Genomic DNA, 16,359 nt, shown 5'->3' with positions numbered 1-16,359 from the left:
ACCAATTTTTGGCTGCTTTACTCTGCCTGATTGCCGTCACTTTTGGCGAAATCTTTCAAATACCTTTTGCCAATAGCATTGTGGTAGAACGGTCTTCGCCCAGCAACCGCGGGCAATACATGGGCTTGTATACCAGCGCCTGGTCTTTTGGGCACATCATTGCGCCCAATATCGGGATGAATGTGGCGAATAGCTGGGGATTTTCCACTTTGTGGTGGGTATTGAGTGGTTGTTGCTTAGTGGGATTTTTGGGGTTTGGGTGGTTAAAGAGAAGAGACTTTGGGAAAATCAGCAATTGATTTTTACAACAATTTAAATGGGGAGTTTTATTTTTGCCATAACAAATAAATAAATTCTTAAAGATGAAAAAATATTCTCAATACCTCATATTACTTTTGGGATTATTCTATGTGTTACTTCCTTATTCTTGGTGCAGTACAAAGGCTAAGGCATTAATGAACGGTACAACTTGTAGTGTGCCTGATGTTTTCCAGCTCATCCCAGGAGCATCTTCTTGTCAAGTAAAATTGAGTTTTCATGAGCTGAATTCTAATTATCAATTTAGGTATCGAATCAAAGGCCGCAACGTTTGGGAAACCCAAACCACAAGAGGAGCCACTTTACATTTAGCAGGTTTGCAACCTTGTACCGATTACGAATTCCAACTCAGACAAGATTGTTTCAACAACCAATTTTCGGGTTGGAGCGCTTTGCAAAGCATCAAAACTCAGGGTTGCAATGAACAATACTGCCTGGCATATGCCACAAAAAGTGATGGTTACATTGAACAATTTAGTCTTGGTGATCTTGAATATTTCTCGGGCAATGATGGAGGGTTAGGACTGCACTTTAAACAGATCTTTATTGCCCAGCTTGGTAGTGAATTGCCTTTTTCCATTAAGCCAGTTAAAACCATTGAGTTTTATGATCCAGACCCTTATACTCGAGTTTATTACACTATTTTTATAGATTTCAATCGGGACAAGGACTTTGATGATCCAGGAGAATATGTCTTTAAAGATGAAGGTGCTACTGATAAATTGTATTCTTGGAAATTGTCCATTCCGAAAACAGCCACATTTGGGCTAACGCGCATGCGAGTCATCATGTCGAGAAAAACATTAGGCAAAGCTTGTGAACGGAGCATCAATATTTTAGAGGTTGAAGATTATTTGTTAGGCATTTTTAATCCTTGTCCGCCCCTTCAATACAATGATTTTCGCGCGGATACTATCGAAAGTGGTCGTGTTCATTTAAGCTTTGCAGGTGAAAACTCAGGATACAATTGGCGGTATCGAGCAAAGACAGGTGGTGCCTGGATTTTACCTGATTCGACTAATGCGCCTCAGATTAGTATTTCGGGTTTAGTCCAAAATACAGAATATGAAGTTCAAATACGCAATAGTTGCGGTGGTGGAAACTGGAGCCTGTTTTCCAAAAGTTTTTTATTCAAAACATCAACTTGCACGGTACCTAGTGCTACAAAATTGAATACCTACTTTCGAGAAAAATTTCGTGCCGGATTGGAAATTCTAGGGCTAAAAGCTTTGAATTATCGCTGGCGCTATTCTCTTAACAGCAGATCATGGTCTCCTATCGTTCAAACTAAGACCCCCAGAATAGAGCTGGATAGTCTAACAGCTGAAACGGTATACCAAATTGAAGTAAGTATAGAATGCTCTGCTGGCAATTGGAGCGATTGGTCTAGAAACAGTTTTTTTACCTGGGGAGAATGCAAACAAATCTCTTCTAATCAAATTTCCATTGGAATTGATCTTAACTTTCGCAGCGATTTTATCATTTTGACTTCCAAAATGGAAGCAGCAAACCATTTTTTTTGGAGGTTCCGAAAATTGGGAACAACCCAATGGGTTCAATTAAGTACCAATCGACGCTTTTATGATTGGTATCCGTCATCCACTGAATACGGAGTAACTTATGAGTGGCAAGTAAGTTATGTTTGTGAAAACGGACAACAAAGCGAGTGGTCAGAAGTCAAACAAATTGCTTTTTCTCCTAAAATTTGTGCGCCTGCTCAAACCAAGTTTGTAACAAGCAAAAGAGTTACAGCTAACAAAGCAATCCTTTATGCCGATATCCCATACGGAGTCCAATTCAGTTGGCAATGGCGAGAAAAAGGTACGACGGTTTTTTGGAGTAACTTTTCGGGTAGTTCTTATGCGAATAAAGAAATTACCCTGAGCAAGCTGAAACCCAATACCACTTACGAGTACCAATTTAGGTATTGGTGTACAAATAGTACGCTGGATTGGTCGGATATAGGTAGCTTTAAAACATTAAATGCTTTCCCAATCCAATTAAATGATTCCACGAGGGTGTCAAGCAAATATCCTCTACCCCATATACCTGTAGTGGTTTCACCCAATCCAAATCAAGGTGTGTTTAAGGTAGAAAGTGTTTTTAAAAAACCGCAGCATGTCTCCCTTACTTTGCGCGACCTAATGGGTAGGATTGTATATCGTCAGGAACTTAAAGACCAAATTTTTATTAACGAAACCATTCGGCTGGTAACGTTGGTGAGCGGGACTTACCTTTTAGAAATCAAAACCGCAGAATCTTCAACAATCGAAAAAATCATCATTAAACAACCATAACCTTTACCTCACAGCAATGAATTATTCCACAACACTAATTGCCGCGCTGCTAATCTGTGTAGTAGCCAATTCGAATCTGTATGCACAAAAAGCGGATACCACCACCTTCATTAAACTTTACAGCAATTTCTATTTATTGGAAAAATATCGATCGCCATTGACTGATTACCAGGCAGGATATGGCGCTTTTGAGTTTGGAGGCTTTTCTCCTGCTATCCAATGGGCGGGTAAAAAAGAGCGTAAATACCATGAATTGGAGCTGAGTGTATTACGCTTTAAACGCAGCGAAGATGAAATTCGAATTTTAAAAGAAAAAGAATTCAGCCTTCGTTATGAATTTGGCAAAAGGCGATTGTCCAAAAATCAAGGCAAAAGTTATTGGCAAAGAGGCTGGTCGCTGCGTTGTTTTGTTTACGAAACCGATTCTGAACCACTTTTGATGAGTGGATTCGCTCGTTTTGTAGGGTATTATGGTTTTAGTTTTAGCTATGTTCCACGCTACACCATTCGGGTAAGTTCAAGATTTAATGTAGAAGCCAACCTTGTTTTAGGTTTAAGCATTTCAGCCGTCCATGGAACATCGGATAGTCCATTATTAACAGAACGCCAGAGGAATCAATGGGTATATTCCTTGGACTTATTGGATGAATTGCCTTTGCGACTTGGCGTTGTTTATCGATTGTAAGCGAATGGATAAAAAAATAAAGGTGTTGCCCGCTCCTCAACAGGCAACACCCTTACTTTCTCTCTAATAAAACAAGCGTTACACTGGGGCTATTAGTTGCAGCCCATGTCTAATTTTGATTGTGTATCATTGTTCGGGAAGCAGAATCCAGATTTGGTTTTGGTTGGCGCAAAGCGTTCCAGATTTGGATCGAACAGGCCATTTTCCAAAAATTCTACCAGGTTGTCCACTTCTTGTTTGTTCAAGTTCAGTGGTTTGAACAAGTTGGAAATTTGACCAGCAGGAACATCAAGGTTTTCGGTAATCCCAGCGTTGAAGTACTCAACTACTTCACGCAAAGATGTCTTGCTGGCACCGTGGAAATAAAATCCAACATCTTTTAGGTTGTACAACTGTGGCACTTTGAATTTGTGCATGTCTTCTTCTTTGTACGTAAAGCCGCCTCGGCCAAGATTGCGTCGGTCGGTAGGTCCGGTACGGAATACCGAGTATTTGCTTTGGAACATGTTGTTGACACCCAGGGCAAAGAAACGGTGCGGGAATGCGTTCAATGATGGACTGTTGTGGCAGTTCACACAACCTGCTTTGCCAAAGAACACCAAAGCGCCTTGTTTCTGCTGATCAGTCATCGCCTCTTTTTCTCCTTTCAACCAGCGTTGGAAAGGCGCTTTGTTGGTAAGGATGGTGCGGAAGTAAGCAGCGATGGCAAAAGCTCCGGTTCTTCGATTGTAGCGCTCTTGGACTGGAATCTCAGGAAATGCTTTGTCAAACATCTCGGTGTAGCCCAATGCATCGGTTACAGTTTTGTTGATTACCTGGCGGTGAACCGCCAAAGCGCGTTGGTTGTTGGCTTCCAAACCCATCAAATCCTGGAAGTTGACCTCGATCAGGGTATCCTGATGCCATACGCTTTTAGTGTCTTCGTTGACATTGAAAGAACCGAAAGAACCAGCCCAAAGTGCGTTGGAGATAAAAGTAGTATTGATAACTGGCAGTGGTCTTGCCCCTTGCGCATCTACTTCGTCGCCAAAGTACAGCGGGTTTTTAGAGCGTCCTTCGCCAGCTTTGCCAAAACCAATCGCGCCATCTGCGATGCCCTGAAAACGGCCAGCGGTAAAGCCTTTGCTTGGAATGTGGCAACTGCTGCAAGAGTAAGCAGATTTGGAAGCTGGGTATTTGTTTTCAAGACCTAGTCCAGTTTCAAAAAACAACAATCGGCCCAATTCTACTTTTTCAGCAGTTACAGGGTTTTTGGGATCCTGGTTGGGGAGTTTTGCATACTCAGTACTTTCAGGCATGATATAACCGGTAAGCGAACCCGTAACCGATTTTTGGTTCAACACTTCCTCCAATGGAGTGTCCAGATTAATGTCGGTTGCATTGTCATTCTCGCATGAGATGATGTATGCCAAAGCGAGTAAAAAAAGAGCAGCTGTAAAAAGCTTTTTCATTACAATGTTTTTTGATCATGAGAAATTAGAGTACCAACATCGAAGTTTACATGTAGTCGATTCTGAAAGTACAGCATCAATAACACATCAAGTAAAAAGCAATTGGGTAAAACGGAAATTCAAACCAGTATAAATCGGTTTGTAGGTAAGTAGATAGGTAGCCTCTGAAAGCCCGAATGTGAAAAGAACTTGCACATTCATCTTGAAAAAATGTTCACAAAAATTGCCTCTAAAATTTAATCAAATGTCGCTTGTGCGATATTTCTACAAATATATATTGAAGTAGAAGCAAAAACAATGACATATATCATTTTTTTAATAAAAAAACTCTGTTTTAAATTAGTCTAAATTAACAAAAGATATTTAGACTAACGTTTTTTGCCAAAAGTTGGATAAGGAAGGTCTCCTTTGTTGGCAAACCATAAAATCTGATTCATCATTTCATCCTCCCCTTTGTCTACGCCTTCTTGCATTTGTTCAATGGATTTTTGGGCATAAAAGAGTGCTTTGCCTTCCAACATGGACAATGACTTGTTCATTTCATTCAGCCGAATTCGATTGGGCAGGTTTTGGTATGGCGTTGCTTGTTTGGTATCCGTAAAACAATCAAACATAGGTCGAGCAGTGGCATCAATAGAGGTCATCGGGGGGAGTCCTAAAATTTGCTCGATGGTACGCAGCATGGAAATCTGGTTGTAGTTGGTATGAATGGTGGTTCCCAGGCGCGAATAGGGGCTTACAATCAATGCTCCGGTTCGGTAAGCCGAGATGTGATCCCAACCACCTTGTGAATCGTCTTCGGTGATGAAAACCACGGTTGAGTCCCAAAAACGGCTTTTGCTGAGGGCTTCAAGCATGCGACCAAGGGCGAGGTCGTTGTCGGCTACCTGAGCCCGACTTGTCGGAAATCCTGGGCTGCTGCCAGCGGTATGGTCATTGGGCAGGGCCATTACCATCAACTGGGGCAGTTGATCACCAGGCATTTTTTCATAATCGGCTAATTCTTTAATGAAAGCATCTGCACGCATTTGGTCATTGATGCGTGGATCGTCATAGCCAGGGAAATTTTGAGACAGAATAGGTCGTACTCTGGAGATGGTACTGGTATTTTCAAATTCGAAGTGCTCCTTGTTGATGTATTTGTTGTAGATGGCCGTCCAATCCAGTTTGTTGTCAAACTCCATGTCGCAGGCTTCGCCGTAAATGCGTACACTTTTGCCATGATCGAGGGCATGGTTCCAAATGAATCCTTCGCGGGTGTACACCATCGCATCATATTGGCGGTGCGGGTAACTGCGGAACCAACCGCGGACACTTTTTTCCACATAATCTGATACAATGCCAGCATCTGTCCATTGGTGGCCTTCTGCCGAGGATTTTCCAGCTACGTGGTAGTTGTCGAGCAAAGAATATTCCAGGGCAAGCTTGTGCTGATTGGGGGTAATGGAATCTCCAAAAATGCACAATTCGGGCATGCCGCGTCCTTGTTTCATGTCGCCATAAACCTGATCGTAAGTACGGTTTTCTTTGATGATGTACAGCACATGCTTGAATACAGATGGCTCGCCAATGCGGGCAGGCACGGGGCGGGGAGCTACATTTTTGCGGGCAGGCTTGCGGGAAGCTACCGCGCGAAAGTCCAGGTTGTAAGCTTTGACTTGTTTGGTGTAAGCTTTGAGCTGTTTGGCACTTGGCACGGCAATAATAGACAATGAAGCCAATTGTTCGTGTGCAGTATAGGCGCCCTTGAAATCCGCATCTGTTTTTAGGAAACGCTTCTTTTGTTCAGGTGTATTGTTGAGTACCCTGGCTCCACGCGCTTCGAGGTTGCATACATATAAGGTGTTGTTGCTGCACACCAAACCAGATGGATACGCCTCGGTGGGAATGTAGCCAATTACGCTTGGGTTTTCACCAAGTTTGACCACCGCCACTGCATGATCCAATCCGTTGGATACGTATAGGGTTTGACCAAGACTGTCCAGGGTCAGGCCATTTGGGCTGCTCCCGATGAGTGCTCCGCCAACCTGAAACAGGCCTACTGGAATCCTTCTGGTTTCTACATCTTTGGATAGGTCAATCACGGAAACGTTATCATCGTTGCCATTAGCCACGTAAAGGGTTTGCTGATTGGGGCTGATTACCATGGCGTTGGGGTGCAAGCCCACTGCGATTTCTTTGAGTTGTTGGCCAGTAGCCGGATCAATGACGCTAAGTGTACCTTTGAGGGTTGCTCCGGTGCGCGGATCGATGTAGGCTTCGCCATACGGTACACCGGCGGTTTCGAGTTTTGAATCGGTAGGAATCGGACCCGCCCAGTTGCTTACGTATAGTTTGTTTTGGGCAAATTTCACTCCAAAAGGGGCTACTCCAGTATTTGCAGTCCACACGGTTTGGCGCGTAGAAAAATCGATTTTGATCAATTGGTTATTGCCATTCAGCACGACATAAAGGAAGCAATTGTTGCCTTCAAAAGCCACTTCTACTTCGTTGGGCAGCGCGCCAGGAGCTGGGGCTTTGGGTTTGAAGGGCAAATACTCTACATTTTGCACTTTATTGTCCAACCATTCAGCGATCAACATGCCAGATTTATCATTTTCTCGACCAGAGGCAGTCCAGGCGAGGTAGGTCTTGTTTTGAAAAGCAAAACTTTTGATGCCGGAAAAAGTACCCATCATCCCTGAAAACTGGCTTTTCCCATTGAAAGTCCAGCGCTCGATGATATTATTTGTACTTCTATCCAAAATGGCAACGCCATAGCGGTCCAGGATCGCCAAATGCTTTAAATTGGGCATTGTAGCTACATCCAGGGTATGGTTTTCCCAACGTGGATCGCCATAGGTGATCACCTGACCTGCAGATTTCATCAAGCGATTGTAGGGCATGATTCCCGGAGTGCTTTCGTCCAGCATGCGCTCGTCAGATTCGTGGTGGTACGGATCTTTCTTGAGGGTTTGAGCAGCGGCGTTCAAAGAGAGGAAGATCAGAAATAGGAATGGAAATGCTTTCATGATGGACGAGTACTTGGTTCAATTGTACAATAATAAGGCATTCTTTTTTAACATGGGTTAAATTGATTGTACAATGACGCAATATTTACAGCAAATTAATGCAAAAATCACATACAGTCCTCTACTGCTATTTTACCGTTAATTCTGATTCGGGAGTCTAAAGAGCTACTCCGTTTCCAATAAATTTGCAGAGAATTTTCATTCTTTTCATCAATTACTCATTCAATGAAGTATCTTTTTACACTCACACCTTCACTAAGGTTGGTTGGGAGTTTTTTGCTGCTGATCGTCACTCTGATCAGTACTCCAAAAGCAATTGGATCTGCAAAAATGCCCCTTACAAACCTCAGCAAGATTGCTGAAATTACAGTTTCTGGACAAATCACCGATGCTACGACTCAAGAGCCGCTAATTGGAAGTACAGTACTGATCAAAGGCACTAGCCAGGGAACTACAACCGATTTAAATGGAAATTACACCCTTACTGTGGCCGACCAAAGCGCAGTACTGGTTTTTGAATTCGTAGGATACGAAAAGCAAGAAATACTGGTAGGCAGCCAAACCAGAATCGATGTGTCTTTGAAATCAAGCTCACTCGAATTGTCTCAAGTATTGGTAGTGGGCTACGGCAGCACGACCAAGAAAGACATGACTGGTTCTGCCAAATCCATCAAAAGCGATGATTTCAACAAAGGGATCATCAACTCTCCTGAGCAATTGATTCAAGGCAAAGTTGCCGGGGTAAACGTAACTTCTGCTACTGGTGAGCCAGGTGGTTCACAGAGCATCACCATCCGAGGTCCGGGTGGGGTACGTACCGGAAGTACACCTTTGTTTGTATTGGACGGATTGGCATTGGACAACTCCAGCACCGGCGGTGCTACCAACCCACTGACTTTCCTTAATCCACAAGACATCCAGTCTATCGACGTATTGAAAGATGCTTCTGCTACAGCGATCTATGGTTCTCGTGGCGCCAATGGTGTGGTATTGATCACGACCAAAAAAGGCAAAGCTGGTTTTTCCAGCATGACCTATTCGGGTAGCCTGGGTATCTCTAACCTGACCAATCCAATCGACATTTTTACTGCGGATGAATACCGTCAGGAAGTACCTAAAGTAGGTGGTGTATTGGAAGACCTGAATGCCAACACCGATTGGCAGAAAGAAATCACCAGAACGGCCATGACCCGAAACCATAACGTGTCACTGGGTGGCGGTGCTGGCAAACTGACTTACTACGGCTCATTTGGCTTGCAGCAGCAAGAAGGTATTCTGAAAGGAAACAACCTCAACTTGTACACTGGTCGTTTGAACGTTTCTCAGAAGTTCCTTGATGATCGCCTGAATCTGGACGTTAACCTGAACGTAACCAATACCTTCAACCAGCGTCCTCCAATCGGAAGCATGTTGGGCAACGCCATCTCTACCAACCCAACTTATCCAGTTTATGGTACCGACGGTTTGCCTTTTAAGTACCAGAGCGGAACCAACCCATTGGTAACTTTGGGCCTGGAAAAAGACTTGACTACCATCAACCGGGTGATCGGAAGTATCGCGCCTTCATTCACCATCGTGAAGGGTTTGGTTTACAAACTGAACTTCGGCATTGACAATGCTACTTCTACACGTGACCTTCAATCGCTAGCCAATGCTGTACCCAAGCAAGATGGCCGTTTGGAGTCAATCTATACCATCAACCGCAACAAGTTGATCGAGAACTACATCACGTATACTTTCAACAATGACGTACACGGATTGACCGTTTTGGCTGGACATTCTTACCAGAAGATTTTCATTCAGGGCAGATCTTCCAGCATCAACAGGTTCCCAATTTCTCCGATTGAGCCAATTTACAACCCAGGTTTGGGCCAGGAATTGACTTTGGTTACCAACAGGCCTGGTGGTTATGCGCTGATCAACGAATTGCAGTCTTTCTACGGTCGTTTGAACTACCAGTTCCGCGACAAGTACTTGTTGACGGCTACTGTACGTGCTGACGGTTCTTCCAAGTTTGGTGAAAACAACAAATACGGTGTTTTCCCATCGGTTTCTGCCGGATGGAGAATTGCGGAAGAAAACTTCATGAAAGGTGGTCCTTTCAGCGAATTAAAACTGCGCGCAGGTTGGGGACAAACGGGCAACCAGGAAATTCCTTCCAAAATTACCCAACCCTTGTTTACTTCTGCGGTATCCGCTGGGACCAGCTACCCGCTTACAGAAACAGGTACTTTCCCTGCGGGTACTACTTTTACCCGTTTGGCTAACCCGGATATTCAGTGGGAGGTTTCTACCCAGTATGACCTTGGTTTGGATTTCGCACTGTTCAAAGGTGCTTTGGCCGGTAGCGTGGATTACTTCAACAAAGTATCCAACAACATCCTTTTGGAAGTTATTCCTGCTGACCCGGTTCAGCCAGCGGCTTCTATCTGGACCAACGTTGAGGACATGACCATCACCAACAAGGGTTTGGAAATTGATTTGAGCTACCGTTACCGTGCAGCAAGTGGTTTCAAATTTGAATTGGGTGGCAACATCACGTTCATCGACAACATCGTTGAAAACTCACCTTATACCGTAATTCCTTCCGGCTCTGCTTCCGGTTCTGGTTTGACTTCTGCCACCATCAACGGGTATGTAAACGGCCAGCCGATTGGTACTTTCTTCCTGAGAGAATTCACCGGCTTTGATGACAAAGGCTTGAGTACCTACCGCGATACTGACGGCGACGGTGTAGTCAGCGACAAAGACCGCATCTCTGCAGGTAGCGCTTTACCCACGAAGATGTACAACTTTTATACCGTATTATCTTTCAAAGGTTTTGACCTGCGTGCCAATTTCAACGGCGTATCTGGCAACAAGCTGTATGACAACACAGCCAACACCAACTTCTACAAATTGCGTTTGTCAAAAGGCATCAACACAACCAGAGAAGCTACTTTGTTCCCGAACGAATCGATCAACAACGCCGCACCTGTATCTACCCGTTTTTTGAAAGATGGTGCATTCTTGCGCCTGAACAACCTTTCCTTGAACTACCAATTCAACACAGAGGCATTGGGCATCAACAAATATGTAAAAGGCTTGAACCTTTCTGTTACGGGTCAAAACCTGTGGTTGAGCACCAAGTACGATGGATACGATCCGGAGGTAAACAACGACCGCAGCATCAACGGGATTTCTTCTTATGGCATCGACTATTTGAGCTATCCTAAAGCAAAATCAATCATTTTTGGCTTAAATGTCACTTTCTAAAATAAAAAACAATGAATAAGCATATAATTTTTATCGCTTCACTGTTGGTAGGTATCTTTTTTACCTCCAATAGCTGTACCGACCTCAACGAGGTTATCCTTGATGAAACTTCGGCAACCGGACTTTCGGACAAATTGGCTGCTGATGGCAACCTGGCACCAGTTTATGCGCCATTGCCTACGTTGTATACACACACGACTCTTTTTGCGCTACAAGAAATTTCTACCGATGAAGCGATTTTGCCTTACCGTGGAGGTACCGACTGGGGTGACAATGGCATCTATGTTGCCTTGCACACCCACACATTGACCAGCGCTGACCCAAACGTACGCAATACCTGGACGACCATCGTGACGGGTATCTCTCGCGCCGTAACCGCAATGAATGCGCTGCCTACCAACGGTGATCCAATCGCCAAAACTTACCTTGCTGAAGCTCGTGGTATGCGTGCTTACTACAACATGGTACTTTTGGACCTATTTGGATTGGTTCTGGTAAAGGACGATTTGGGCGAAATCTCTAAGGTACTGCGCGGCAATGAAGCCGTAGAGCACCTTAAGAGCGAGTTTGTAGCTGTAGAGCCCAACCTGGAAGCCAACGTCGGCCCAGGTCGCTTGAGCAAAACAGGAGTTTGGGGACTTTTGTCTCGTTTGCACCTCAATGCTGCGGTTTACCGCGATCCATACGCTGCAAGTTTTGATTTCAAGGCAGAGGACATGGATAAAGTGGTAGAATACTGCGATAAGGTCATCAGCTCCGGTACACACCAATTGTCTAGAGATTATTTCTCCATCTTTAATTCCGACAACCACACCAACAAAGAATTGGTATTTGCTGTTGATCAGCGGGCTGAACTGAACGGCCACAACCGTTTGGCTTACTTCTCCTTGTCTGGCGACCAGTTTCCATTGACTGCTTTCCCAGCGGCCAACGGTACGGATGGACCCGCCATTACGCCTGATTTTTACCGCACTTGGGTCAACGCTTATGCCCCTGCTGAACCAACGGTTGATCCACGTTTTTACCGCAAAAACGTAATCATTCCTGCCGATTCATGTGTAGATGGCAATACTTATAACTTTGACCGTGGCATCTTGCGTGGCCAGCAATATGGCTTGGTACGGGTAAATGGCGCGTTTGTAAAGTGTGCCGATGGTAAGTTCAAAATTGGCAAACTCTACAACGGAACCCGTAACAAACCTTTTTTGCCAGTAAACTTTACCGAGGATGTCAACTATACCGTTGCAGGTAGCGATTACAGCAGGGGTTACCGCGTGTTGAAGTACGAGTTCAGCAAAAAATCGGCCAGTGGTCGTAACCTGGGCGATGCCGATCTCGTGATCGTGCGTTACGCCGACATCTACATGATGCGTGCCGAAGCCAAATTGCGCAAAAGCAACGACGCCGCAGCGGCCTTGGCGGATGTAAACACGGTTAGAGCTTCTCGCACCCTGACTACGCCTCCTCCCGCGTTGACTTCCATGAATTTGGACCTGTTGTTCCGCGAGCGGGGCTTTGAGTTCTACTGGGAGCTGCTGCGCCGTACCGACATGATCCGTTTCGGCAAATACGAAGGCGTTTGGACAGAAAAGAACAACGCTGACAAGTTCAAACGTTTGTTCCCAATCCCACAGACCGCTATCGATGGTGCTTCGAACATCCCTGGATATTTGAAGCAGAACCAGAGCTACTAATTTTTAGTACTTGATATAGAAATGCAGACGGGCTGCCTTCAGAGATGGGGGTAGCCCGTTTTGGTTTACGTTGAGCTGATTAATGCCAAAAGTTCTTCTGCGTTGAGTAGGTTTAAAGGAGGATAGGTATCCACGTTTTTCAGTTGATTAAAATGAGCATCGTTCGTAGCTAAATAAAGTGCATTAGCTGCAATCGCACAATCCACAAATTTATCATCATCAGGATCTCGACTGATCAATAACCATTTGAAACGGGGATCAATAAAGTTGACATGTGGACATTTAAGAAGAGACGCAATTACATTTTGAGCAACATTTGGATTCCATCGTTTTGCAATGATTTCTTCATATTCTTCCAGGATGGAATTAGAGAAGCACAATTCAACACTTCCATTTAAAATTGCTTGGTATATTGGATGAAATTTTGATTTGCTTGAGATAGATACAAGGAGAATATTCGTATCAATTACCACTCGCATTGTCAACGGATTTACGCTCATGGATGTTCAACCATTCAATCATTGTATCATCTGTGTAGCCTTTTTCTTCCCAAATGGCATCTGCTTCTTCGATTGCTTTTTGGGCAAAAAAGTTAGACACCATTTGCTTGATGGCCAGGAGATCTTGATTAGAGACATCCCTTGCGAACAACTCCAGTAATTCTAATTGTAAAGCGTTTAATGGTTGTTTGATAAAAGTGGTCATTTGAAATCATTTTTTACAAATTTAAGGGATTTTGGGTAAAAGTCAACAGTATATCTGCTCCGCAAATTTAGATTGATCCTTATCCTTATCTTCTAATTCAATTTTTTTACGAATATGGACTTGTTTTTTGGCGTTTTTCATGTATTTTTAAGTGCAATGCCATTATTTTTTAGTATTTAATTAATTTTTTCACTTAAAACCCAAGATTATGACAACAAGAAATTTCTTTATCTATCAATCCATTGCCAACTTAACTTTTGGTATTGGGCTTTTGTTGGCACCTCAAATGATGGTAGACGCATTTGGTGGACAAAAAACTGAAATAACGGGTACTCTTGAAGTCGTTGCTCGAGGTTATGGCACTGGGCTTTTGGCTTTAGGTATAGCTGCTTTTTTAATGCGAAAAGCCAAATTTTCATTGGCAATGTATGCCTTCCTTGTCGCTTCCTTTGTGGCAGCTATATTGGTCATAATTATCCACGTCAGAGCGATATTACGAGGCGATGAAAACAGTTTAGGGTGGCTTACAGTCCTTTTAATAGGTATTATTGCTGCATGGAGCGGTTTGCTGATTTCAAAAGAAAAACGGGCTACTTTGGAATAGGGTTTTGATACTTCAATAGGGCTGTTTTACAAATGTTCAATTATGATAACAACTTACTTCGTAAAAGTCCTAGTCTGTAAGAACTGCCTTTCGAGCGAAAAGCCTTCGTTTATACCCACTTTTCGCTCAAATAGTTCAGGTATTCTGAGCGAAAAGTGTCATTTTTTACCCACTTTTCGCTCAGCATTAGGCTAGAGTTGGAGCGAAAACTCCATTTTTTTGAGCGTTTTCGCTTGAACTCCAAATTTGTTACCATGTAAAGAACAGGCAGAAACCTTGCGGCGCAAGCTCTGGACTTTTGCTGAAGCCACCAAAACCCGCAAGCGACTGAGCCTTACGCTGCTGACCACTTATGGTTTGAATCGAAATATTAATAGTTCAGGCTTGGTGGAAACGGTGCTGACCCTGGAGGATTTGTTTTTGGAGTGAGATTCCGTTCCTGTCAAGTCAGCCCTTGTCGGATATCAATTCTAAAGAAACAATCAAAACAACCAAACAGAGCGATGGACAGTTGTTGAAAGATTACTGTACGATATGCGAAAGAACGACACAACTAACAAAGAAAATTATGACAAACGACTATTTAGAAAGTGTGAAAAAGCAATTTGAGTATTACAAAATGCTTGGAGACAAAACATTTTCGCAACTTCAAGACGAAAAGTTATTCTGGCAATATAATGACGACAGCAATAGTATTGCGACCATCGTGAAACACATTTGGGGAAATATGCTATCACGATGGACTGATTTTTTGACGACAGACGGAGAAAAAGAATGGAGAAATCGTGACGCTGAATTTGAAAACGACATTTCAACACGACAAGAACTAATAAACAAATGGGAAGAAGGTTGGAAATGTTTATTCAACGCATTGAATAGCTTGACAACAGAAGACTTGCAAAAGGACATTTACATTCGTAACCAAGGACATAGTATTGTAGAAGCAATCAATAGACAACTTGCTCATTATCCCTATCACGTTGGACAAATTGTGTTTATTGGTAAAATGGCAACAAATAACAATTGGACATCATTGTCAATTCCAAAAGGGAACTCAAATGCTTACAATGCGGACAAATTTTCAAAACCTAAACAAAAAGGACATTTTACTGACGAATATCTAAATAAAAAGAAGTAAACAATGTGAGCTCGGAAATTTTCAAATAGATTGAATACGCTTTGTGTTATCGGCAATAAATCAGTGACAATTCATATTGAATTATTTCAAAAATTACAGAACTCACGTTATTTTAGGTATTCATTCAATTCCTTTACCAATTTAAAAACGGTGGTACAAGGGTTCTGATTGGCAAAGGGAACATCTAATTGTTCTCTCTGCTTCAGTTTTCACTCCCCAAAACAATCCACCACTTTCCCATCATACCGACAGCCTCCGTGCTCCGTGCCAAACCAAATGTTGCCCTCCTTGTCTTCAAGCACCCCATAAACCTGGCCTTTTTCCTTGACGATTGTCTCAAACATGGCCTTTTCTAAGGGCAGTGGCGCCAACTGCTCATTGTAGCGGTACAGGGTCATGTTGCGAGGCTCTGGCGTTCCAGCACTGATCCAGATCTTTCCTTTTTTATCTGCGTACAGAAAGCCAATAAAATCCTTGGAGACCTGGGTAAAGGATTTTCCATCGTAACGACACAGCCCATCCTGACCACCAAACCAGATATTGCCCTGTTGGTCTTCCATGATTGACCGAACGTTGTTGAAAGGCTGACCTGCCTGATTGTTGAAAGCGGTAAATTTCTTGCCATCGTAAAAGCAGACGCTACCCCGGGTACCAAACCACAGTTTGCCGCTTTTGTCCTGGATGATCGAATTGACATCATTGTTGACCAGACCATCTTTGGTGGTGAAATTGGTAAAAGCTTTTCCATTGTAGCAACTTACGCCGTCCATAGTCCCAAACCAGATTTTCCCACTTTTATCCTCCAGCATGCATACCACTGCATTGTTGGCCAGACCTTGGCTGGTGGTGAAATTGGTAAAGGTTTTGCCGTCGTAACGGTACACTCCCGCTCTGATGGTGCCAAACCACAGGTTGCCCTTCCGGTCTTCCATGATCGAAAAAACGTGGAAACGCCGCAATCCTGCTTTGTTGGTGAAATTGGTAAAGGTCTTCCCATCGTAGCAAATGATCCCCTCCCAGGTGGCAAACCAAATGTTTCCCTTTTTGTCCTGGAGGATATTGCGGGTGATGCTTTGTGGGCCATGCGCAGCAGTGATGGCGGTGCTTTCCACAAAATACGGATCGCTGACGGGGAAGCTCAGGTTTTTTTGAAAGGAAGAAAGCGGATTGGGTTCACTTGGGCGCTCTTTCGGCAAGTTGG

The 16,359-nt window shown here is 43.6% G+C and carries 13 protein-coding genes; 8 read left to right on the top strand and 5 right to left on the bottom strand.

From position 1 onward, the window contains the following. From ABW391_RS08045 to ABW391_RS08035, 3 genes are all read left to right on the top strand, one after another. The coding region (locus ABW391_RS08045) for an MFS transporter (protein ID WP_353481334.1) at positions 1–299 on the top strand (299 nt) is incomplete at its 5' end. A 63-nt stretch (positions 300–362) separates the two neighbouring features. Then, on the top strand, positions 363–2,615 hold the full coding sequence (locus tag ABW391_RS08040; protein WP_353481333.1) for a GEVED domain-containing protein: 2,253 nt from the start codon (positions 363–365) through the stop codon (positions 2,613–2,615). Between the two features lie 136 nt (positions 2,616–2,751). Continuing rightward, positions 2,752–3,300: a hypothetical protein gene (locus ABW391_RS08035; RefSeq protein WP_353481332.1), complete on the top strand. Its 549-nt coding sequence runs from the start codon at positions 2,752–2,754 to the stop codon at positions 3,298–3,300. A gap of 92 nt (positions 3,301–3,392) precedes the next feature. Here the strand turns inward: ABW391_RS08035 and ABW391_RS08030 are convergent, their stop codons facing one another. Together ABW391_RS08030 and ABW391_RS08025 are read right to left on the bottom strand one after the other, a co-directional pair. Then, positions 3,393–4,751, bottom strand: coding sequence for a cytochrome-c peroxidase (locus ABW391_RS08030; protein WP_353481331.1), 1,359 nt, complete (start codon positions 4,749–4,751; stop codon positions 3,393–3,395). 368 nt (positions 4,752–5,119) lie between these two features. Next, positions 5,120–7,762, bottom strand: a complete 2,643-nt coding sequence (locus ABW391_RS08025) for an alkaline phosphatase family protein (protein WP_353481330.1) — start codon at positions 7,760–7,762, stop codon at positions 5,120–5,122. 330 nt (positions 7,763–8,092) lie between these two features. On the opposite strand from ABW391_RS08025, the gene ABW391_RS08020 reads away from it, so the two are divergent. Next, positions 8,093–11,017, top strand: a complete 2,925-nt coding sequence (locus ABW391_RS08020; protein ID WP_353481384.1) for a SusC/RagA family TonB-linked outer membrane protein — start codon at positions 8,093–8,095, stop codon at positions 11,015–11,017. Between the two features lie 11 nt (positions 11,018–11,028). Then, complete coding sequence (locus tag ABW391_RS08015; protein WP_353481329.1) at positions 11,029–12,711, top strand: RagB/SusD family nutrient uptake outer membrane protein; 1,683 nt, start codon at positions 11,029–11,031, stop codon at positions 12,709–12,711. Positions 12,712–12,776: 65 nt separating this feature from the next. On the opposite strand, the gene ABW391_RS08010 is transcribed toward ABW391_RS08015, so the two are convergent. Both ABW391_RS08010 and ABW391_RS08005 read right to left on the bottom strand, forming a co-directional pair. Then, on the bottom strand, positions 12,777–13,190 hold the full coding sequence (locus ABW391_RS08010; RefSeq protein WP_353481328.1) for a putative toxin-antitoxin system toxin component, PIN family: 414 nt from the start codon (positions 13,188–13,190) through the stop codon (positions 12,777–12,779). Continuing rightward, positions 13,174–13,416: a DUF8507 family protein gene (locus tag ABW391_RS08005; RefSeq protein WP_353481327.1), complete on the bottom strand. Its 243-nt coding sequence runs from the start codon at positions 13,414–13,416 to the stop codon at positions 13,174–13,176. The genes ABW391_RS08010 and ABW391_RS08005 overlap by 17 nt, the downstream gene beginning before the upstream one ends. A gap of 208 nt (positions 13,417–13,624) precedes the next feature. Here ABW391_RS08005 and ABW391_RS08000 point away from each other — a divergent pair, with 208 nt between their 5' ends. From ABW391_RS08000 to ABW391_RS07990, 3 genes are all read left to right on the top strand, one after another. Next, entirely contained in the window at positions 13,625–14,020 is a 396-nt protein-coding gene (locus tag ABW391_RS08000; RefSeq protein WP_353481326.1) for a hypothetical protein, read from the top strand. Between the two features lie 246 nt (positions 14,021–14,266). Beyond that, positions 14,267–14,449: a hypothetical protein gene (locus ABW391_RS07995; RefSeq protein WP_353481325.1), complete on the top strand. Its 183-nt coding sequence runs from the start codon at positions 14,267–14,269 to the stop codon at positions 14,447–14,449. A 139-nt stretch (positions 14,450–14,588) separates the two neighbouring features. Further along, positions 14,589–15,158 (top strand): DUF1572 domain-containing protein, encoded by a 570-nt coding sequence (locus ABW391_RS07990; RefSeq protein ID WP_353481324.1) that lies wholly within the window; start codon positions 14,589–14,591, stop codon positions 15,156–15,158. A gap of 209 nt (positions 15,159–15,367) precedes the next feature. Here the strand turns inward: ABW391_RS07990 and ABW391_RS07985 are convergent. Beyond that, the coding region (locus ABW391_RS07985; protein ID WP_353481323.1) for a ligand-binding sensor domain-containing protein at positions 15,368–16,359 on the bottom strand (992 nt) is incomplete at its 5' end.

The sequence above is a fragment of the Haliscomenobacter sp. genome, from assembly GCF_040403615.1.
Classification (GTDB): domain Bacteria; phylum Bacteroidota; class Bacteroidia; order Chitinophagales; family Saprospiraceae; genus Haliscomenobacter.
This window is presented reverse-complemented; position numbering and strand designations above follow the sequence as displayed.

Coding starts and splice junctions, on each gene's coding strand:
- ABW391_RS08000 (WP_353481326.1), top strand. CDS start 13,625: ATGACAACAAGAAATTTCTTTATCTATCAATCCATTGCCAACTTAACT.
- ABW391_RS08005 (WP_353481327.1), bottom strand. CDS start 13,416: ATGACCACTTTTATCAAACAACCATTAAACGCTTTACAATTAGAATTA.
- ABW391_RS08010 (WP_353481328.1), bottom strand. CDS start 13,190: ATGCGAGTGGTAATTGATACGAATATTCTCCTTGTATCTATCTCAAGC.
- ABW391_RS08015 (WP_353481329.1), top strand. CDS start 11,029: ATGAATAAGCATATAATTTTTATCGCTTCACTGTTGGTAGGTATCTTT.
- ABW391_RS08025 (WP_353481330.1), bottom strand. CDS start 7,762: ATGAAAGCATTTCCATTCCTATTTCTGATCTTCCTCTCTTTGAACGCC.
- ABW391_RS08040 (WP_353481333.1), top strand. CDS start 363: ATGAAAAAATATTCTCAATACCTCATATTACTTTTGGGATTATTCTAT.
- ABW391_RS08030 (WP_353481331.1), bottom strand. CDS start 4,751: ATGAAAAAGCTTTTTACAGCTGCTCTTTTTTTACTCGCTTTGGCATAC.
- ABW391_RS07990 (WP_353481324.1), top strand. CDS start 14,589: ATGACAAACGACTATTTAGAAAGTGTGAAAAAGCAATTTGAGTATTAC.
- ABW391_RS08020 (WP_353481384.1), top strand. CDS start 8,093: ATGCCCCTTACAAACCTCAGCAAGATTGCTGAAATTACAGTTTCTGGA.